Genomic DNA, 20,856 nt, shown 5'->3' with positions numbered 1-20,856 from the left:
TTTGCTAAACTAAAGAAAAGGAGGCAATTGTGATGAGCGAGATTTCCATTCAGTATCTTGGCCATTCCTGCTTCAAGGTGTCATACCAGCAGGATTCGATTGTACTTGATCCCTATGCAGATGAATCCGTACCGGGATTAAAACTGCCTGCGGTAACAGCAGGGCAGGTGCACTGCTCCCATCAGCACAGTGACCATAATGCATCTGATCTGGTTCAGATTGTGCAATGTACCAGAAAGATCACCTATGAAGGTATCATGGTACCCCATGATGATGCCGATGGTGCAAAGAGGGGGATGTGTGAAGCCATCCGCATGCATGCCGGAGAATGTACGATTGCACATGTCGGTGATCTGGGACGTTTATTGACGGAAAAAGAGAAGGCATTCCTGCAGGGCAGTGATGTTCTGATGATTCCCTGCGGCGGCTATTTCACCATTGATGCAGCACAGGCAAGACAGGTGATGAATCAGATTCATCCAAAGCTGACCATCCTCATGCATTTCCGCCGTGGCAGTATGGGGTATCCTGTAACCGCAGACTTTGATGCTGTCAAAGCCATCTTCCCGGAAGCTGAAGACAGAGAAGAAAGCACGGTCACGTTTGATGAGGATCATGTACCGGAAGGGGTATTGATCCTGAAACCAAAACAGTAATGCAATAGAGACAGACACAAAGAAAAAGACGGCTGAGCGTCTGAAGGTGATTTCTCACTTTCTTGTCTCAGCTGTCTTTTCGTTTTCCTTCTTTTCAGAATGCTGTGCACTTCTGGCCGTCCTGCCTCCTGTGCGTTTCACATTCCTTCTGCCGGCTGTCTTTTCCTTGATCTCAGCAATAGCAGCCTTTTGATTCAAAATGACCGGAATCACAATCGGATTGCGGTGTGTCTTCTGGAAAAGATACGGTTCCAAAGAAGAACGAATGCAGTTCTTCAGTTCCTGGAAGGTGGTGCGCTGCTGCATCTTCTTGGTCAAAGCATTGTAGACAATGACTTCTGCTTCCTTGAGCAGGGGCTGGGAATCCTTGATGTAGACAAAGCCTCTGGACACAATCGAAGGTCTGCAGAGAATCTTGTTATAGCGGCTGTCAATGGCAACAATGACAGCAACAAGACCATTCTCAGCCAGAATCCTTCTGTCCTTGATGACAGATGTGGAAAGACCGGAGGCATCATTGCCATCCACATAGATGGCATCTGTCTGCACACGCTCATTGGCAATGAAGCATTCCTCATTGCGCAATACCACAATGTCACCATTGGCACAGATCAGGCAGTGATCCTTGGGAACACCTGTCTCCTGGGCTGTACGGGAATGCTGCACAAGCATCTTGTACTCACCATGCATCGGCATGAAGTACTTTGGCTTGATCAGATTGAGCATCAGCTTCTGCTCTTCCTGCGGGGCATGGCCGGTTGTATGGAACGAAGTCAGCGGGGAATTGACGACTACATTGGCACCGACTCTGGTCAGCTGGTTGACAACTGCAGAAACGCTTGTGCCATTGCCTGGAATCGGATTGCTGGAGAACAATACCGTATCACCCGGAATAATCTTGATGAAGCGGTGGGTGCCATTGGCAATGCGGCTTAAGGCAGCCATCGGCTCACCCTGGGAACCTGTGCACACAATGCAGATCTTATTAGCCGGCAGGGTATTGAGCTCATTGCCGGTAATAAAAGCAGAATCCGGAATTTTGATGGTGCCAAGCTTCTTGCCGATCTCACATACATTCTCCATGGAGCGTCCAAAGACGGCTACCTTACGGCCGCAGCTTACGGCTGCTTCCAGAATCTGGTTCAGACGCAGAACATTGGAAGCGAAGGTAGATACCAGCAGTCTGCCCGGCGTTTTGCGCATCTGCTCATTGATTGCCTGAGCAACTTTCTTTTCTGAAATGGAGAAGCCCGGAACACCGGAGTTGGTGGAATCACTCATCAGCAGGGTGACACCGATCTGGCCGATGTAGGCCATCTTCTGATAATCAGAATTGACACCGATCGGGGTCAGGTCAAACTTGAAGTCACCGGTTTCCACGATACGGCCGTTCGGTGTATTGATCAATACACCATAGCTGTCCGGAATGGAATGGACAACATTGAAGAAGCCGATATGGAAGTACTTGGTGTCGATACGTGTATCCGGATTGATATCACGGATGGTCACGCTGCGCAGCTGATGATGTTCTTCCAGCTTCTTTTCGATCAATGCCTTGGCAAACGGGGCAGCATAGATTTCCCGCAGATGTACGGACTGCAGGAAGAAGGGGATGCCGCCGATATGGTCTTCATGGCCATGGGTAATGATCAGGGCCTTGATCTTTTCACGATTTTTTACCAGGTAAGAATAATCCGGAATGACATAGTCTACTCCCAGCAGGTCGTCCTCGGGGAACAGAATGCCGCAGTCGACAATGATGATCTCATCATTGTGTTCGAAGCAGTACATGTTCTTGCCGATTTCACCAAGACCGCCCAGAGCATAGACAAGCGTATCGGTCTGATGATTGATAGACTTGGCTGTCTCTTCAGAGATCTGGGAGTAACGAACCGGATGCGAAGGTCTTTTCGCCGTTTTCGTTTCTTTCATGTATGATTTCCTCTGTTTCTGTATGATGGCAGACAAACAACTCTCTGTCTGCATTATAGCACGATTGATATTGATAAAACTGTTGAATTGTCAGATGGCAATGGCATCTTCAATCCGATGGAACGGATTCTTCTTGTCAATCTTGTCATAGAAGAGAATGCCGCTGAAGTGGTCGATTTCATGCTGAAGAACAATGGCAAGATATCCTCTGACCCGGATGCGGATATTCTTCTCACTATACAGGTCATAAGCCTCAATGGTGCAGCGGGCACTGCGGTAGACAAAGCCGTCATGTTCCTTCTCAACCGAAAGACAGCCCTCACCAGAGCGCAGGAAAGCCTGCTGGACACTGCTGGAAACAATCTTTGGATTCGCCAGCATGAACTTCCACTGGATCTCATTGCCGTCTTTGTCCACATCCGGCACAACCACCGCCGTTAACTGACGGGGAATACCGATCTGAATCGCTGAAATGCCAACGGCAGGGCGCAGATTTTCCTTCTCAGCCAGCTCTTCGTTTGTTGAATCTTCGACATACTTGAGCATGTCGCGCAGAATTCCTTTGTTCTCTTCAGAAAGAGGCAGCTCTACAGGCTCACTCTTCTGGCGGATCAAAGGATTGTCATCCTTGATGATCGTATCATTATTAATAAGCATCTTGTTTACCTCGGTTGTTATGATAGTGAACCAAAGCCTTCTTGTAAAGCTGAAAGCAGTGCTGAAACCGCTTAACCATGCGGCTTTTTTTCGAAAGGGACAAAATATGCTAAAATCGTATCCATGACAGTACGCGCACAGGATACACAAAAGACAAAACGGCTGAGCAACCCATTCCGCATGGCAAAAGGGTTTGATCCCGTGATCCATATCACCTTGATGCTGCTGGCCTTTTTCGGTGTCGTCATGATCGGCAGTGCCACCATGGGTGAAACCGTAGGGGCGCCAAAGACACTGATGATCACAATTGCCAAGCAGCTCATCTTTGTCATCATGGGATATTTCCTGATGGCATTTGCCTCAAGGAATTTCCGTCTGTCACAATTGCATGGCAATGGCTTCTCCGTGTGCATCATCACACTGTATATTCTTCTGCTGTCCACCCGTGCCTTCACAGGTGCCAACGGCTCCTATGCCTGGATCCGGATTCCCGGGATCGGCGTGACCATCCAGCCCTCTGAATTTGCCAAGATTGCAACATTCCTGGTGGTAGCAGGACACCTTGGCGACAGACGTACCCGGAATGAAAAATTCTGGGAACTGGTCAAAAGGCCGGTGATCATTTGCTTCATCATGAGTTTCATCATCTTCGTCATCCAGAAAGATTTCGGAACCATGTCCGTGCAGTTCATGATTTTCTGCATCTGTTTCCTGATTCCCCGCAATCCAAAACTGAAAACAGCCCAGAAATGGCTTAGGATTCTGTTCTATGGCGTGCTGGTACTGGCTGTCTTTGTGCTTTCTCCCCAGGGAGAACACCTGATTGAAGTGCTGCCATTCAAGACCTACCAGAAAAACCGTTTCCTGTCTGCCATTAATCCGTTTGCGGATGTCTATGGCAGCGGCTATCAGCTCATCCAGTCTCTGGTTGCTATGTCCGGGGGCGGTCTGTTTGGCAGGGGACTGGGCAGATCTGTACGCAAATACATGAACTTTCCGGAAGCCAATAACGACTATATCCTCGGCATCATCGTTGAGGAGCTTGGCTTTGTCGGCTTTGTTATTCTGATGGCAATTTATGCTGTCATCATTTACCGCCTGCTCTGGTATGCCAAGCAGATGAAATCCGAAGCAGGACGCATTGTCTTAGTTGGTACAGCAATGTATTTCATGCTGCATATCTTCCTCAATGCCGGCGGTGTCTCCGGTCTGATTCCTTTAACCGGCATTCCGCTGCCGCTCGTATCGGCAGGTGGTTCCTCTGCCATGAGCTTCATGCTTTCCATCGGTCTTTCCCAGGCAGTCATCGCAGCCTACCGCAGAGGTGATCTGCAATGAGAATCGTTGCCGGAACCTATGCCAGCCGCCGCCTGGAAACTTTAAAAGGACAGGCCACCCGGCCGACGCTGGATAAAGTAAAGGAAGCAGTCTTTTCATCCCTGGGCGGTATGTTTGACGGCGGTAAGATGCTGGATCTGTATGCCGGCAGCGGTGCCATTGGTCTGGAAGCTCTTTCCAGAGGCATGGATCAGGCCATCTTTGTAGACCAGAGCCATGATGCTGTCAATATCATCCGCAGAAACATTGCCGCACTGCAGGTGCAGGGCCAAAGCAGAGTGCTTGCCATAAGTGACCGCAAGGCACTGGCTGTCTTAAGCAGAGAAGGGACGATGTTTGATCTTGTCTATCTGGATCCTCCCTATGAAAAACAGCACAACGCCGAAGTCATGCAGTACCTTGTTGATCATGGGATGCTCAATGATGGCGCCAGAGTTGTCATTGAAGCCAAAAAGGAAGATGCATATCCTGCCAGCTGTGGAACGCTTCAGTTTCAGAAAGAAAAAGTCTATGGCATCATGAAGATCGCATACTATCGTTACAGTGCCAGCTGACTGCAGATGTCATGACGAATTGATAAGACAGGAATCACAAGCAGCAGACAGGTATCAGTGGGATCCTGAGCAGATCCATTGATGCCTGTCTTTTTCTGTGGATGAAAGAAAATGAAAATTCAGCACGGAATTAGCACTTTATCCTTGACAGTGCTAACAGGTGGATGTACCATACTAGCAGGCAACAGGAAAGAGTGCTAAAGGAGGGATGCAAGGTGCTGACGCCAAGAAGAATTGAAATATTCAAAGCGATTGTAGACGAATATATCAAGACAGCTGAGCCGGTTGGCTCAAAGGCGCTGCAGCAGAAGTATCATCTCTCGTATTCATCGGCGACGATTCGCAATGATATGCAGGCACTGGAAGAAATGGGCTATCTGGAAAAAACCCATACATCTTCCGGGAGAATTCCCAGTACGCTTGGCTACAAGTTCTACTGTGAGAATCTGCTCAATGAAGCCCAGATGGACAAGAAGATGGAAGTTGCCATCAGCAGTGCCTTCGATGTCTCCAACATGAACATCGAAGAAGCAGTACATCAGTCATGCCGGATTCTGTCCGAGATGACCAATATGACCGCCGGTGCCATTGGCCCGGATTCCTCAGAACAGAAACTTGAGCATATCAAGCTGTTCCAGGTTGATCCGCGCAACTGCGTCGGAGTATTCATTACCAACACAGGCCATACCGAGACAAAGAATTTCCACTTCGATGATGATATTCCTTTCTCTGATATGGAAAGCTGTACCGACATCCTGAACAGGGAACTGCACGGGGTGCCGATTGATCAGCTTCCAGCCAGAATGAAGGAAGTCAAACCGGAGCTGAATTCCAATGTCCAGAAGCACGATATTCTGTTCGCGGCATTCGTCAAGGCATTTGTGAAGTTCGCCAGTGATAACGTGTACTTCAGTGGAAAAGACCGGATTCTGTATCAGCCGGAGTTTGAAGATATCGATAAACTGAAGAAACTGATGGGACTTCTTGAGGATACATCCTCGGATGCCTGGCGGCAGCTTCCCCATGAGAAGAACGCCGTTGCCGTTACGACCCAGCAGGGCGCGCATCTGACCTGGATCGATGATGTTGCCGTGGTCTCCAGCCCGTTCAAGGTACATGACGGTGAGCATGGCAGACTGGTTGTCGTGGGACCAAGCCGGATGAATTATGACAAGGTTGTGGCCATGATCCAGTATGCGGCCAAGCTGATTGAAAAGATGTATGACAATTCAGATGAAGGAGGCAGCAGTCATCAAAAATGAGTACAGAGACAAAGAATGAAAAGCATTCTTCTCAGGAAGAAGTAAAGAAGCCGGAAAACAAGAAGGCTGAGAATAAGCCGGAAACCGGAAAGAAAGAAGAGAAAAAAACAGAAAGCAAATCAATCTTTGATCATAAGAACAAGGAGATTGAAGAGCTGAAGAAAAAGAATGCAGAGCTTGAGACACAGGTTGCCCAGCTCAAGAATGCGTATGCAAAAGCATATGCAGATACGGAAAATACCCGCAAGCGGCTGAACAAGGAGTTTGAACAGCTCAGCAAGTACAAGATTCAGGACTTTGCCCTGCAGGTACTGCCGGTGCTGGACGATTGTGAGCGTGCTCTTGCACAGGAAACAAAAGATGAGGCATACCGCAAAGGTGTGCAGATGATCCATGACAAACTTGCCGCAGCACTTGCGGCTGAGGGAGTCAGTGAGATTGAATGTCTGAATCAGCCGTTTGATGCCAACTGGCATCAGGCGATCATGAGCGAACATGTCGATGGCGTTGCGCCTGGCACGGTCGTGGAAGTATTACAGAAGGGATATAAACTGAAGGATCGGCTGCTGAGAGCAGCGATGGTGAAGGTCAGTGAGTAACTGATCACTAGGAGGAGAAAATATGAGCAAGATCATTGGTATTGATTTGGGTACAACAAACAGCTGCGTAGCTGTCATGGAAGGCAAAGAGCCGAAAGTTATCACAAACCCGGAGGGCAACAGAACAACACCGTCCGTGGTTGCATTCAAGAATGGTGAAATCATCGTTGGCGATGCTGCCAAGAGACAGATGATCACCAACAAGAACACAGTTTATTCCATCAAGAGAAAGATGGGCACAAATGAGACGGTTGAGCTGGAAGGCAAGAAGTACACACCGCAGGAAATCTCTGCTATGATCCTGAGCTATCTGAAGGAATATGCGGAGAGCTACCTGGGCGAGAAAGTAACCGAAGCTGTCATCACGGTTCCGGCATACTTCAATGATGCTCAGCGTCAGGCAACCAAGGATGCCGGTAAGATTGCAGGCCTGGATGTCAAGCGTATCATCAATGAGCCGACCGCATCTGCCCTTGCCTTTGGTCTTGGCAAAGATACATCCAAAGAGAAGAAAGTCCTTGTGTATGACCTTGGCGGCGGCACCTTCGATGTCTCCATCCTGGATATCGCCGATGGCACATACGAAGTTCTGGCAACTGCAGGTGATACACATCTGGGCGGCGATGACTTCGATAACAAGATCATCGACTGGCTGGCTGACAACTTCAAGAAAGAGCACAACATCGACCTCAAGGCCGACAAGATGGCTCTGCAGAGACTGAAGGAAGCTGCTGAGAAGGCAAAGAAGGATCTGTCCGGCATGGTCCAGACACAGATTTCCCTGCCGTTTATCAGTGCCGGTCCGGAAGGCCCGCTGCATCTGGAAGCTACGCTGACACGCGCACAGTTTGATGATATGACCAGAGACTTGGTTGAAAGAACCATGGGACCTGTTCGCCAGGCACTCTCTGATGCCAAGCTGACATCCGGCGATCTCGATGAGGTTCTGCTGGTTGGTGGTTCAACCAGAATTCCGGCTGTCCAGGCTGCTGTCAAGAGAGAACTTGGCAAAGAGCCGAACAAGTCCGTTAACCCGGATGAGTGTGTCGCTATTGGTGCTGCTATTCAGGGTTCTGTCATTTCCGGTGATACAAAGGATGTACTGCTGCTGGATGTGACACCGCTGTCACTTGGTATTGAAACACTCGGCGGTGTGATGACTGTACTGATTCCGCGTAACACAACCATCCCGACATCCAAGAGCCAGATCTTCTCTACCGCTGCTGATAACCAGCCGGCAGTTGATATCCACGTGCTGCAGGGTGAGCGTCCGATGGCCGCTGATAACAAGACACTGGGCAACTTCCAGCTGTCCGGCATTGCACCGGCAAGAAGAGGTGTGCCGCAGATTGAGGTTACCTTCGATATCGATGTCAACGGTATCGTGAATGTATCCGCTGTTGATAAGGCAACTGGCAAGAAGCAGTCCATCACCATCCAGAACTCTTCCGGTCTGTCTGATGAAGAGATTGACAGAATGGTCAAGGATGCTGAGGCTCATAAGGCGGAAGATGACAAGCGTAAGGCTGACATCGAAACCAAGAACAAGGCTGAAGCTTACATCAGCCAGATCGATGAGACTCTCAAGGCCAACAATCCGAATGTGACAGATGCACAGAAGGCTGAGGTCAAGAAGCTCAGAGATGAACTGCAGGCAGCCATCGACAAGAACGACATGGATACCCTGAAGACAAAGCTGGATGCTCTGGAAAAGGCAGCCAACGACATGGCTCAGGCTATGTATCAGCAGCAGGGTAATGCCCAGGCTGGCCAGCAGACCAACAGCAATACCGGCAGTAACAATGACAATCACAACAATGATGACGTTGTGGATGCCGATTTCAAGGAAAAGAAGTAAGCGAAAAGATAAACACGCAAACAGGATGCGGGGCAGCATACGCTCCGCATCCTGTTGCATGAAAGGAATAAGGAGGCTAGTTGTCAATGGCTGAGAAGAGAGATTATTACGACGTACTTGGCGTCTCCAGAAGTGCAAGTGCAGACGAAATCAAGAGCGCTTATCGAAAGCTCGCCAAGAAATATCATCCGGATCTGAACAAGGCACCGGATGCCGCAGAGAAGTTCAAGGAAGTCAATGAAGCATATGAGGTGCTCGGTGATGCCGACAAGCGTGCCAAATATGACCAGTTTGGCTTTGCAGGCGTAGACCCGCAGGCCGCAGCCGGCGGTGGTTTTGGCAACATGGGCGGTTTCAGCAACGGCAGCTTCGACGACCTCAACGATATCTTCTCCAGTTTCTTTGGCGGCGGCATGGGCTCTGGCTTCTCATCCTCAAGACGTACCTCCCAGGGTCCGCGCAAAGGCGAAGACAAGTTCATGCGCATGAACATCTCCTTCATGGACGCATGCTTTGGCAAGACTGAGACGATCAATCTGTCCGTGGATGAGAAGTGCGATGCCTGCGGCGGCACTGGCGCAGCCAGTCCCAGCGACATCGATACCTGCCCGCGCTGCCATGGCACAGGCCGTGTGATTACCCAGCAGAGAACAATGCTCGGCATCATGCAGACAGAATCCGAATGCCCGGAATGCCACGGCACCGGCAAGAAGATCCGCCGCTACTGCCCGAAGTGCAACGGCTCCGGCTATCTGCACAAGCGGGTATCCGTTGATGTCAAGATTCCGGCAGGCATCAACAGCGGCCAGCAGCTGCGTGTGGCCGGCAAAGGTGAGCGCGGTGTCAACGGCGGCCCGAACGGTGATCTCTACATTGAGATCAATGTTCTGCCCCATGACAAGTTTGTACGTGATGGCAAAACCATCTACCTGGACATTCCGGTCAGTGCCGTTGATGCAACACTTGGCTGCACACTGGATGTACCGACCATCCGCGGTGAAGTGACCATGAAGATTCCGGCTGGCACACAGAACGGTGCCCAGCTGAGACTGCGCGGGGAAGGTGTGCCGGATCTGCGCACCGGCCGCAATGGCGATCAGATCTGCACCGTCAAAGTACAGATTGACCGCACATTGACAAAGCGCGAAAAAGAACTGTATCAGGAACTGAAGGAGATTCAGGACAGCGGCCAGGGTGAAACCATTTGGCAGCGCTTCAAGAAGAACTTCTCCTGATTACAATACATCTCATCAATATTTAGCAAGGGAGGTGAGTGCGTATGAATATCGATCAGATGACAGAACAGCTGCAGACAGTCATTTCCAATGCTGTAACACTGGCACAGCAGAAGAGTAACAGCGAACTGTGCTGTGAACATGTACTGGCGGCAATGCTGTCAGACAATGGTCTGGATGGCATCTTCGAGCGTCTTGGTATAGACAAGACAAAGATGCTGGAAAGAGTCAATGATGAAATCTCACACCTTCCGAGTGCGGAAGGAACAGAACCCTCTTTGAGCAGGTATCTGGCGGAGGCAGATGCCAAAGCAAATGCCTGGATGAAGAAGGAGGGCGATACCTACATGAGCGAGGCAGCACTGCTGATTGGTATCTTCCAGTCCAGTGCACCAATTGCCCAGCAGCTGATGCGGCAGTTTGGCTTCACGGTTGAACAGATTGAGAAGGCCGAAGAGGACCGCAGAGGAGGCGTCAAGATGGATGACAAATCAAATGAAGCACAGCTGGATGCTTTGAAGAAATATGGACATGACCTGGTCCAGGATGTCAGAGACGGAAAGATTGATCCTGTCATTGGCAGGGATGATGAAATCCGCCGGGTCATTGAGATTCTCTCCCGTAAAACCAAGAACAACCCGATTCTGATTGGTGAACCTGGTGTTGGTAAGACCGCCATTGTCGAGGGTCTTGCCTGGCGTATCATGCGTGGGGATGTACCGCTGGGACTGCGCAACAAGCAGCTGATTGAACTTGATATGGGTGCATTGATTGCCGGTGCCAAGTACAGAGGTGAATTTGAGGAACGTCTCAAGGGTGTCCTCAAGGCTGTACAGAAGGCTAATGGCAACATCATCCTGTTCATTGATGAGATTCATAACCTTGTCGGTGCCGGTAAGACCGAAGGCTCCATGGATGCCGCCAACCTGTTGAAGCCGATGCTGGCAAGAGGCGAGCTCAAGTGCATCGGTGCCACAACCTATGATGAATACCGCAAGTACATCGAAAAGGATAAGGCACTGGAAAGAAGATTCCAGAAGATTCAGGTATCCGAGCCTACTGTCGAAGATACCATTGCGATTCTGCGTGGTCTGAAAGACCGCTTTGAATCCTACCATGGCGTGCAGATCAAAGATGAAGCTTTGGTCGCTGCGGCAAAACTCTCTGACCGCTACATCACCGACCGGTATCTGCCGGATAAGGCCATCGACCTGGTGGATGAGGCATGTGCCTGCATCCGTACCGAGATGGATTCCATGCCGGTGGAGCTGGATGAACTGCACCGCAAGATCATGACACTGCAGATTGAGCAGACATCTCTGAAAAATGAGACCGATCCGAAGGCAAAGGAGCGTCTTGCCCAGATTGACAAGGAACTTGCCGATCTGAATGAGAAGATGGAAGCCGGCACAAGCCAGTGGAAGTCTGAGAAGAAGCAGATGGATGCTGTCAAGGATGCCAAGGAGCAGCTGGAAAGAGCAAAGCTGGATCTGGAGCAGGCCCAGAACCGTGCCGATTATGATACCGCAGCCAAGCTGCAGTATGGTACGATTCCGGATCTGCAGAAGAAAATTGCGGATGCCGAGAAGAACGATGGCTCCAAGATGCTGCAGCAGATTGTCGATCAGAACATGATTGCCAAGATCGTTTCCCGCTGGACACACATCGATGTTTCCCGGCTGCAGTCTACTGAACGTCAGAAGATCCTGCATCTGCCGGATGCCCTGCGTAAAAGAGTCATGGGTCAGGATGAAGCACTGACCCTTGTATCTGATGCCATTATGCGTTCCAAGGCTGGCATTCAGGATGAAAACAGACCGCTTGGTTCCTTCCTGTTCCTTGGTCCTACCGGTGTTGGTAAGACAGAGGTCGCCAAGGCCCTGGCCGAGCAGCTGTTTGATGATGAAAGCAAGATCGTGCGTATCGATATGTCTGAATACATGGAGAAGTTCAGTGTTTCCAGACTGATCGGTGCTCCTCCGGGATATGTCGGCTATGATGAAGGCGGCCAGCTGACAGAAGCTGTACGCCGCAATCCTTACAGCATTGTCCTGCTGGATGAGATTGAAAAGGCTCACCCGGATGTCTTCAACATCCTGCTGCAGATTCTCGATGAAGGCAGACTCACAGATTCCAAGGGTGTCGTGGTTGATTTCAAGAATACGATCATCATCATGACTTCCAACCTTGGTTCTGAATATGCCTTTGAGACAGACCCTGCGGCCCGCAAACAGCACTATCTCAATGCGGTTCACAAGTTCTTCAAGCCGGAACTGATCAACCGTATTGATGAGATCATCGTCTTCAATGCCCTTGGCAAGGACGTACAGAAGCAGATTGCCGACAAGTTCCTTGGCATTCTCTCCAACCGTCTTGCCCAGAAGGATATTCATCTGGAAGTGACCGACAAGGCAAAGGACAGAATCATTGCCTGCGGCGTCGATCCGCAGTATGGTGCCCGTCCGATGCGCCGTCATATCCAGCGTGAAATTGAGACCGAAGTCGCCAAGGTTGTCCTGGCCAATCCGGATATCACCGGCAAGACAATCGTGGTGGATGCGGACGATAACAAGTATCTTGTCAGCCTGCGCTGAGGGATCACAAGGATTGCATGAATGCATGCAGTCCTTTTTCTTTGCGCAGAATCAAAACCGCGGTAAAATCAGCAGATGGAAACGGAAGGTGAACATTCATGTCAGATGAAAAAAGCAGAGAAAAAGTCATAGTTCATACATCACTGACCGGCATTATTGCCAACCTTGCCCTGGTCGGCTTCAAGATGGCCGTCGGCTTTGTGTCAGGATCCATCGCTGTGATTCTGGATGCCATCAATAACCTGTCTGATGCACTGAGTTCGATCATTACGATCATCGGCATCCGTCTGGCCGCAAAGAAACCGGACGCCAAACATCCGATGGGATACGGCCGCGTTGAATACCTTTCAGCACTCATCGTGTCTGCTCTGGTATTGTATGCCGGCATCACATCCCTGGTAGAATCCATCAAGAAGATCATTCATCCATCCGCAGCGGATTATTCCATGGTGTCATTGATCATCATCGCGGCGGCTGTGATTGTCAAATTCCTGCTGGGCCGCTATGTATCCCGTCAGGGCAGAAAGGTAGACAGCGCTGCATTGGTAGCATCAGGCTCAGATGCCTCCTTTGATTCCCTGGTATCTCTTTCCGTGCTGCTCAGTGCAATTCTCTATCTGACAACCCATATTTCCATTGAAGCATATGTGGGTGCTGCCATTGCCGTATTGATCATCAAGAGCGGCCTGGAAATGCTGCAGGGGACCCTGGATGATATCCTTGGCATGAGCATTGATAAAAACATGGCCCATGCCATCAAGCAGTATGTCAAAGGACTGGATCCAGCCATTCATGGCGCCCATGATCTGATCCTGCATAACTATGGCCCATCCCATTTTGTCGGCTCGATCCATATCTCTATTCCGGATACGATGAATGCCGAGCAGATTGACAGCCTTACCAGAAAGATCACCGATGCTGTCTATCAGAAATTCGGCGTCCTGCTGGTCGGTGTCGGTATTTATTCCTGCAATACAAAGGATGATGCGGCGGCAAAGATGAGACAGCAGGTACAGCAGATTCTTTCTGATCATGAAGGCTTCATGCAGATGCATGGCTTCTATGTCGATGAGAAAAAGAAGTACTGCAGCTTTGACATCATCCTGAACTGGAATGTGCCTGACCGCCAGGCATTGTACGACCACATGAAAAAAGATGTCGAGAATGCGTTCCCGGATTATACCTTCCGGATCACACTGGATCTTGACATCTGAATCTTACAGCAGGTTTTCCTTCAGCCACATTACCGCCCCATCTTCCAGATTGGACAAAGCAAGCTGATCGGCCTGCTGTTTTACTTTTGGCATGGCATTGCCCATGGCAACACCAATGCCAGCCTCCTGCAGCATCGATATATCATTTTCACCATCCCCGATTGCCACAATTGCTTCTTTTGATATGTGCATATACTTCTGCACGGCTTTGACAGCGGCACCTTTGGATACACCAAAGGGCTGGATTTCAAGCCAGGTGGCGTTGACAAAGTAAATGGCAAACACAGAAGGATCTAGATGGCTGGCAAAGGCTTTGAGAATCCAGGGAAAGGACGCAAAGCAGAGCTTGTTGATGTGATCCGGGGCAATATCCTTTAACCGCTGCAGATGGTGGGGATAGTGGGGCTTATGGGTGATTTTGTGATACAGCCAGTACAGTCCCTGATACAGTCTGCCAAAGGGCAGAAACCATCCGGGACAGGTATGCAGGAATTCTTCTCCCTTTGAGAAAGAACATACCATCGGATAATGCTTCATCAAACCAAACAGCTGTCTTGTTTCCTCATGATCAAGATCCGGCAGATGCTGCAGGATGGTGCCATCGCTTTTGCAGGTGATCTGGCCGTTGAGACAGCCAGCATAGTCAAAAGGAATATCTTCCATGATGCGCTGGATGGAATACAGCGGACGTCCGGAGCAGATCATGATGGCAATGCCTTTTGCATGCAGTGCCTGCAGCACCACTTTGCCTTGTTTGGATATATGGCCGGACATGGACAGCAGGGTACCATCCAGATCCAGGATGACAAGACGTATCTGATTCATGAAAGAGATTTTATTCCCGGCTGGTGTGTAAGACAAGCATGAAATGGTATAATGTCCCGTGTGTCAAAGGAGTCTGTTATGGGAAACGCATTAAACATTATTTTTATTGCCGGCTTTGGAACACTTGGCATTGCCATGATAATCCGCTATGCCGGCATCAGAAAGCAGGTCATTGTACAGGACAAGATGTGGAACGGTCTGCGGATCGGCTTCGGCATGATCGAAATTCTTGCACTGGTCTCTCTGTTTTCAACCAATAATACAATTCTGGATTATCTGCGAATCTTTGCCATGGTGCTGGCATGCTCAGCATATATGGTTGTGCGTGACGGCATGGGAGAAAACGGCCTTGTTCACAATGGTAAGCTGATTCCCTGGCAGCTGGTAAGAGCCTGGGACTATGAAGATACCAAGAAGCGCTATGAAGTCTATTATACGATTGAATCCACCAATCCCAAGAAACCGGATAAGTACAGCACGATTGAGATCGACTATGATCCCGGCAATAAAGAGCAGGTTAAAAAGTTCCTGCAGGTAAACCTGGCCCGCAAATATACCCGTATGAAGCGCAAGTAAGCAGCATAGCCTGCTTGCTTTTTTTACATATGCAAAACATTGACAACACAATTGAGAATGGATACGATGGAATAGTCAAATTGACTACAAGGAGGAAATGTGGAAAAACTTTGCCAGAGTGATCATGCATCTGACAATGTGCCTTCCATTGAAGTGGCTTTGATTCTGATGACCGTTGTGCAGGACAGTCTGAAAATCCTGCTGGTCAGAAGGAATGAAGAGCCATGCAAGGGTGACTGGGCACTGCCGGAGGGTAGAGTGGCAATGGATGAAGATATGGATGATGCCGTGGTGCGTGCTCTGCGCGCCCAGACGCATATTTCCAAATATGCGTATTTCCGGCAGCTGTATACCCTTGGCAATGCCTCCAGGCATGGCCATGACAACAGAATCATGACAACGGCATACTTGTCTTTAACGCCGCAGGAGAATCTGAAAAAATGCAGCGAAGAGAAAAACGAGCAGATGGCATGGTTTCAGATCAATAAGAAAACGGTACAGCTGTCAGATGGCGGCAGAACAAGTGTTCTGACCATGTCACTGGAAGAAAGCGGCATTGTGATGCGCTATGAGGTCAAGGACAAGGCTATGCACAACTATGTGGAAACACGGTCCCGCCGCATGGCAGATTCCAATGCATCGCTTGCCTTTGACCACATCAAGGTCATCAATATGGCCATGGATCAGGTACAGCACCGGGCTGCTTCCACCGGCATCATGTTCAACCTGCTGCCAAAGGAATGCACACTGCGGCAGATGCAGACAACCTATGAAGCTATGATCGGTAAAAAGACCGATACAGGCAATTTCCGGCGTGATATCCGGAAGATGTTAACCGATACCGGCCGCAAGACAAAGGTAAACGGAAGAATGTGTGAGCTGTATACATTCAATCCCATGTATACCTATCTGAAGGAGAACTTATGAAACATGTACTTGTCGTTGTCGACATGCAGAAAGATTTTGTCGACGGCGCCCTTGGTACGAAAGAGGCACAGCAGATTGTGCCGGCCGTTGTACAGGCCATTCTGGATCCCGGCTACGATACAGTGATTGCGACGCTGGATACCCATGATGAAAACTACCTGCACAGCCAGGAAGGAAAATATCTTCCAGTAGAACACTGCATCAAGGGAACACCAGGCTGGCAGCTAGTGCCGCAGGTGAAAGAGGCATTGACCAAAAGAAATGCGCAAATCATCGAAAAGCCGACTTTCGGCAGTCTTGCCTTGATGGAGCTGCTGCAGAAGGAACAGCCTGAAGATGTGACCTTATGCGGTCTTTGCACGGATATCTGCGTTTTGAGCAATGCGATGCTGATCAAGACCGCACTGTATCAGAAAGATGTGTATATTCTGAAAGAGGCAACCGCTGGCGTAACACCGGAAAAAAAGAAAAGTGCACTGGATGCGATGGCATCCTGTCAGATTCAGATGAAATAATGAAGGAGAAAAGAAATGAGTATTCATGTTGAACCGTATGTACCGGATGAAGATTATGACAATCCGGCAATGGTAACTGATTTTTATGAATTTACAATGGCAAACTGCCTGTTCCTGCATGGCTTCAAGGATACGGTCATGGTCTTTGATATGTTCTTCCGGGAAAATCCGGATAATCTTGGCTATTCGATCAGCTGCGGCCAGGACAAGCTTGTCAAGTTCCTGCTGAACTATCACTTTACCGAGAAGGACATCACATGGCTGCGTACAAAGGGCATGAGCGAGGAATTCTGTGAATACCTGCGCACATACCGCTGGAAGGGCAGTGTGTATATGTTAAGAGAAGGCACGGTTGCCTATCCGCAGGTACCGATGGTCCGCATTGAGTGCGATATGGCCGGTGCCATCCTGATTGAAACATACCTTCTGCAGACAATGAACTTCCACAGCCTGATTGCCACCAAGGCAACCAGAATCACCGGTCTCAACCTGCACAGACCTCGCAATGTCATGGAATTCGGTACCAGACGTGCTCAGGGTGAAAGTGCCGGCAATGACGGTGCTTATGCGGCAGTACTTGGCGGCTGTGTCGGTACAGCCAACTGCCTGGCAGAAATGAAATATGGACCGGATGTCAAGGCCGTGGGTACCATTGCCCATTCCTTCATTGAGTTCTATCCGTCTGAGTATGAAGCCTTCAAGGCCTATGCGGAAACCTATCCGGAGAATGTATCTCTGCTGCTGGATACGTATTCTATCTTTGAATCCGGTCTGCCGAATCTGATCAAGATTGATGATGAGATGATCCGCAAGTACCCGAACGATCCTAACAAGCGTGTCAAGAGTGCCCGTATTGATTCCGGCGACCTGGCAAGAGGCTACAAGAAGCTGCGCAAGGCTCTGGATAAGGCTGGCAAGCCATACATCAAGCTGGTCGCTTCCAATGCCCTGGATGAAAAGAAGATGAGCGATATGGAACTGTATGAAGATGCGCACTTTGATTCCTATGGCGTCGGTGAAAATCTGATTACTTCTTCCACGGATCCGGTCTTTGGCGGTGTCTATAAGCTGGTTGCTGTCAAGAATGCCGATGGCACGTATACACCAAAGATGAAGTGCTCTGATTCCGCATCCAAGGCAATCATCCCTGGCAAGCTGATGGCATGGCGTGTGTTTGATGAAGAAGGCAAGGGACAGTGCGATATCATCTCTATGGATGATGAAGAGATTGAGGCAGGTAAGCCGATTGAAGTCATCAATCTGGATCCGGATGAGCTTGATAGACACAAGGTCATTACGCCGTGCCACGTTGAAAAGATCCTGGTGCCGCACATCATCAATGGTGAGCTTGCCATAGATCTGCCGACCATTGCCCAGAAGAAAAACTATATCCGTGAACAGCTGGAGAACAGAGTCTGGGAATCTGAGCTGCGTCCGGAAATGCCGCACAAGCATTATGTCGATCTGACTCTGAAAGTTGCCAAGGTAAGATCTGACATGTATGAAAAGCTGCATGGCGGTGAACTTTGATGAACGTGCTGGCCTTCTTTGGCGCCTTTAATCCGCCAACCATCGCCCATATCAATCTGGCCAAAGAAGCTCTGGATCAGTGCGGACTGGAAAAGGTGATCTTTGTGCCAAGCCAGGACAGCTATGTCCGTGAGGTACAGAAGAAAAGCTTTTCCTTCTCGAACAAGCAGCGGCTCGATATGCTGCATGCCATTGCGAAAAACAGGCAGTGGATGCTGGTGGATGAAGAAGAGCTCCTGCTTGATTACCAGCCGCGCACCTATGATACGCTTTGCTCGCTTGAGAAGCAGGGATACCATGCTCATCTGTTAATGGGCTCTGACAAACTGAAAGAACTGCAGACCGGCTGGAAACACGTGGAGGAAATTGTGCACCAGTTTGGCATTGTATGCATGTCACGCAGTCAGGATGATGCCGCAAAGTTGATTCAAAGTGATCCCTATCTTGCCTCACTGGCAGATGGCATTCAGGTTGTGACAGTCAATACAAAATACAGAGATATCTCCAGTTCCAAGGCACGCCAGCTGTTTCTGATTCTGCAGGAACCTGGCAGCCACTATCGTGAGGCAGATGAGCTCAGGCAGATTCTGCCGGAAGAACTGCATGGATTGAGGAACTACTTATGATCAGGAATCACATGATCAAGATCGGCACCTGTGTGCCGCGCCTGAAAGTCGCAGATGTCAAAGCCAATACAGAGGAAATCTGTGCATTGATCCAGTCTTCTGACTGCAGTCTGCTTGTGTTCCCGGAGCTTTGCATCACCGGTTATACTTGTGCAGATCTGTTTGGCTCGGATGCACTCATACAGCAGGCTCAAGATGCTCTGCTGCAGATTGCCCAGGCAACAAAAGAACACAGTGGGGCTGCCGTAGGCTTACCCATCGCATATGGAAACTGCCTGTATAACTGTGCAGCATTATGCGCCAATGGCAAAGTAATGGCCATCATCCCCAAGATCAATATTCCTACTTACAGTGAATTCTATGAATCCCGCTGGTTTGCCTCTGGAAAAGACATCAGAAACAAGGAAATCATGATCAATGATCAGCCGGTTCCCTTTGGCTGGGATGTTCTTGTCCAGGATGAAAAAACGGGTGCTGTGATCGGCATGGAAATCTGTGAGGATCTCTGGGTGGCGGATAAGCCATCGACCCATGCTGTACTGGCTGGGGCAAATGTTATCCTGAATCTTTCGGCATCCGATGAAATCATTGGGAAGAAAGATTACCGCAGACAGATGATCACACAGCAGAGTGCGGCATGCTATTGTGCCTATGCATATGCTTCCAGCGGCAATGATGAATCCAGCACTGACCTTGTATTTTCGGGGCATTGTCTGATTGCCGAAAACGGCAGACTGCTGTCTGAGCAGTTTGACAAGGACAGACCGTATATCAATACCGCCATCATTGATCTGGATACGATTTCCTATAACAGAAGACATCAGAATACATTTGGCTTTGAGATGGATGGATACAGGCATGTCAATGTCAGCCTTTCACCATTGGCTGATCAAAGTGAAATCACATCATCCCAGCTTGCCAGTGTTCTGCAAAAGGAAAAGTATCAGATCAGCCGCAGTCCGTTTGTGCCATCTGATGCAAAGGAGCGCGGTGAAAGAAGCAGATCGATTCTTGCCATTCAGGCAGCTGGGCTTGCCACCCGGGTCAGAAACACCGGCATTCACAATCTTGTGATCGGTATTTCCGGCGGTCTGGATTCTACGCTGGCCCTGCTTGTATGCCATGAAGCGAAAAAGAAGTGCAAAGACATCCACATCATAGCCTATACGCTGCCTAACGAGGGCAATACAACCTCGCATACGTATAACAATGCCAAAGCTTTGATGAACATGCTTGCGGATGAGTGCCGTGAGGTTGCCATCAATGCCGGTGTTAACAGCCATCTCAAGGATATTGGCCATGCATTGACATATCAGGGCAGCTCTGATACCGCTTATGAAAATGCCCAGGCCAGAATGCGCACCTATATCCTGATGGATGCAGCGAATATGGAAAACGGTCTGGTTGTCGGCACCGGCGATCTTTCTGAGCTGGCCCTGGGATGGTGCACCTACAATGGCGATCATATGTCCATGTATGCTGTTAATACATCCGTTCCTAAAACACTTGTGCAGTACATCTGCCGAAGCTATGCGGATACCTGTGGAAACAAGGAACTGGCCGATGTGCTGTACAGCATCTGTGATACGCCGATCACACCGGAATTAACGCCAAGTGACAACGGTAAGATTGCCCAGAAGACAGAAGAAAAGATCGGCAAATACGACCTGAATGATTTCTTCCTGTTCTATACACTGCGCTATGGCATGGATCCCCAGAAGGTCATTGCCTTTGCATTGTGTGCCTATCCGGAGCTGGATCTGCAAGCAGTCAAAGAAGCTGCCATGCGTTTCTATAAGCGTTTCTTCCAGCAGCAGTTCAAGCGCAGCTGTCTGCCGGATGGACCAAAGGTTGGCTCGGTGACACTCAGCCCAAGAGGTGACTGGAGAATGCCATCGGATGCCAGTGCGGCTCTATGGCTGCAAAGGGTAAAAGAAGCACAATAACCGTAAATCATG

The 20,856-nt window shown here is 49.5% G+C and carries 18 protein-coding genes; 15 read left to right on the top strand and 3 right to left on the bottom strand.

Going from position 1 to position 20,856, the window contains the following annotated elements; genetic code table 11:
• Positions 1 to 32 precede the first annotated feature (32 nt).
• On the top strand, positions 33 to 656 hold the full coding sequence (locus SOI44_RS04355; RefSeq protein WP_331348005.1) for an MBL fold metallo-hydrolase: 624 nt from the start codon (positions 33 to 35) through the stop codon (positions 654 to 656).
• A gap of 54 nt (positions 657 to 710) precedes the next feature.
• Here SOI44_RS04355 and rnjA read toward each other — a convergent pair whose 3' ends face one another.
• Complete coding sequence (gene rnjA, locus SOI44_RS04350) at positions 711 to 2,588, bottom strand: ribonuclease J1 (protein WP_108775854.1); 1,878 nt, start codon at positions 2,586 to 2,588, stop codon at positions 711 to 713.
• A 90-nt stretch (positions 2,589 to 2,678) separates the two neighbouring features.
• Positions 2,679 to 3,245: a peptide deformylase gene (gene def / locus SOI44_RS04345; RefSeq protein WP_331348004.1), complete on the bottom strand. Its 567-nt coding sequence runs from the start codon at positions 3,243 to 3,245 to the stop codon at positions 2,679 to 2,681.
• 123 nt (positions 3,246 to 3,368) lie between these two features.
• On the opposite strand from def, the gene SOI44_RS04340 reads away from it, so the two are divergent.
• From SOI44_RS04340 to SOI44_RS04305, 8 genes are all read left to right on the top strand, one after another.
• Positions 3,369 to 4,583, top strand: a complete 1,215-nt coding sequence (locus tag SOI44_RS04340) for an FtsW/RodA/SpoVE family cell cycle protein (RefSeq protein ID WP_331348003.1) — start codon at positions 3,369 to 3,371, stop codon at positions 4,581 to 4,583.
• On the top strand, positions 4,580 to 5,137 hold the full coding sequence (gene rsmD / locus SOI44_RS04335) for a 16S rRNA (guanine(966)-N(2))-methyltransferase RsmD (RefSeq protein WP_331348002.1): 558 nt from the start codon (positions 4,580 to 4,582) through the stop codon (positions 5,135 to 5,137). Before SOI44_RS04340 ends, rsmD begins: the two co-directional genes overlap by 4 nt.
• Before the next feature lie 215 nt (positions 5,138 to 5,352).
• Positions 5,353 to 6,399 (top strand): heat-inducible transcriptional repressor HrcA, encoded by a 1,047-nt coding sequence (gene hrcA, locus SOI44_RS04330; RefSeq protein WP_331348001.1) that lies wholly within the window; start codon positions 5,353 to 5,355, stop codon positions 6,397 to 6,399.
• Entirely contained in the window at positions 6,396 to 6,998 is a 603-nt protein-coding gene (grpE, locus tag SOI44_RS04325; protein WP_331348000.1) for a nucleotide exchange factor GrpE, read from the top strand. Before hrcA ends, grpE begins: the two co-directional genes overlap by 4 nt.
• 22 nt (positions 6,999 to 7,020) lie before the next feature.
• Positions 7,021 to 8,856: a molecular chaperone DnaK gene (gene dnaK, locus SOI44_RS04320; RefSeq protein ID WP_331347999.1), complete on the top strand. Its 1,836-nt coding sequence runs from the start codon at positions 7,021 to 7,023 to the stop codon at positions 8,854 to 8,856.
• A gap of 86 nt (positions 8,857 to 8,942) precedes the next feature.
• Positions 8,943 to 10,091, top strand: coding sequence for a molecular chaperone DnaJ (gene dnaJ / locus SOI44_RS04315; RefSeq protein ID WP_331347998.1), 1,149 nt, complete (start codon positions 8,943 to 8,945; stop codon positions 10,089 to 10,091).
• Positions 10,092 to 10,135: 44 nt separating this feature from the next.
• On the top strand, positions 10,136 to 12,685 hold the full coding sequence (locus SOI44_RS04310; protein ID WP_331347997.1) for an ATP-dependent Clp protease ATP-binding subunit: 2,550 nt from the start codon (positions 10,136 to 10,138) through the stop codon (positions 12,683 to 12,685).
• 98 nt (positions 12,686 to 12,783) lie between these two features.
• The gene (locus tag SOI44_RS04305) at positions 12,784 to 13,899 is read left to right on the top strand and encodes a cation diffusion facilitator family transporter (RefSeq protein ID WP_331347996.1); all 1,116 of its coding nucleotides are present in this window, start codon (positions 12,784 to 12,786) and stop codon (positions 13,897 to 13,899) included.
• Positions 13,900 to 13,902: 3 nt separating this feature from the next.
• Here SOI44_RS04305 and SOI44_RS04300 read toward each other — a convergent pair whose 3' ends face one another.
• Positions 13,903 to 14,724: a Cof-type HAD-IIB family hydrolase gene (locus SOI44_RS04300; protein WP_331347995.1), complete on the bottom strand. Its 822-nt coding sequence runs from the start codon at positions 14,722 to 14,724 to the stop codon at positions 13,903 to 13,905.
• A gap of 78 nt (positions 14,725 to 14,802) precedes the next feature.
• Here SOI44_RS04300 and SOI44_RS04295 point away from each other — a divergent pair, with 78 nt between their 5' ends.
• From SOI44_RS04295 to SOI44_RS04270, 6 genes are all read left to right on the top strand, one after another.
• Complete coding sequence (locus tag SOI44_RS04295) at positions 14,803 to 15,300, top strand: DUF5673 domain-containing protein (protein WP_331347994.1); 498 nt, start codon at positions 14,803 to 14,805, stop codon at positions 15,298 to 15,300.
• A 99-nt stretch (positions 15,301 to 15,399) separates the two neighbouring features.
• Positions 15,400 to 16,227 (top strand): NUDIX hydrolase, encoded by an 828-nt coding sequence (locus SOI44_RS04290; protein ID WP_331347993.1) that lies wholly within the window; start codon positions 15,400 to 15,402, stop codon positions 16,225 to 16,227.
• A complete protein-coding gene (locus SOI44_RS04285; RefSeq protein WP_331347992.1) occupies positions 16,224 to 16,742 on the top strand; it encodes a cysteine hydrolase family protein in 519 nt (172 codons plus the stop codon). Before SOI44_RS04290 ends, SOI44_RS04285 begins: the two co-directional genes overlap by 4 nt.
• A gap of 15 nt (positions 16,743 to 16,757) precedes the next feature.
• The gene (locus SOI44_RS04280) at positions 16,758 to 18,272 is read left to right on the top strand and encodes a nicotinate phosphoribosyltransferase (RefSeq protein ID WP_331347991.1); all 1,515 of its coding nucleotides are present in this window, start codon (positions 16,758 to 16,760) and stop codon (positions 18,270 to 18,272) included.
• A complete protein-coding gene (gene nadD / locus SOI44_RS04275; protein WP_331347990.1) occupies positions 18,272 to 18,898 on the top strand; it encodes a nicotinate (nicotinamide) nucleotide adenylyltransferase in 627 nt (208 codons plus the stop codon). The genes SOI44_RS04280 and nadD overlap by 1 nt, the downstream gene beginning before the upstream one ends.
• The gene (locus SOI44_RS04270) at positions 18,895 to 20,844 is read left to right on the top strand and encodes an NAD(+) synthase (RefSeq protein ID WP_331347989.1); all 1,950 of its coding nucleotides are present in this window, start codon (positions 18,895 to 18,897) and stop codon (positions 20,842 to 20,844) included. Before nadD ends, SOI44_RS04270 begins: the two co-directional genes overlap by 4 nt.
• The last annotated feature ends 12 nt before the right edge of the window (positions 20,845 to 20,856 follow it).

Origin of the sequence: Lactimicrobium sp. (genome assembly GCF_036453465.1) — a bacterium.
In the GTDB taxonomy this organism is placed as follows: Bacteria; Bacillota_I; Bacilli_A; order Erysipelotrichales; family Erysipelotrichaceae; genus Bulleidia.
Note: the sequence above shows the minus strand (reverse complement) of the source record. Positions and strands in the feature narration are given on the sequence as shown.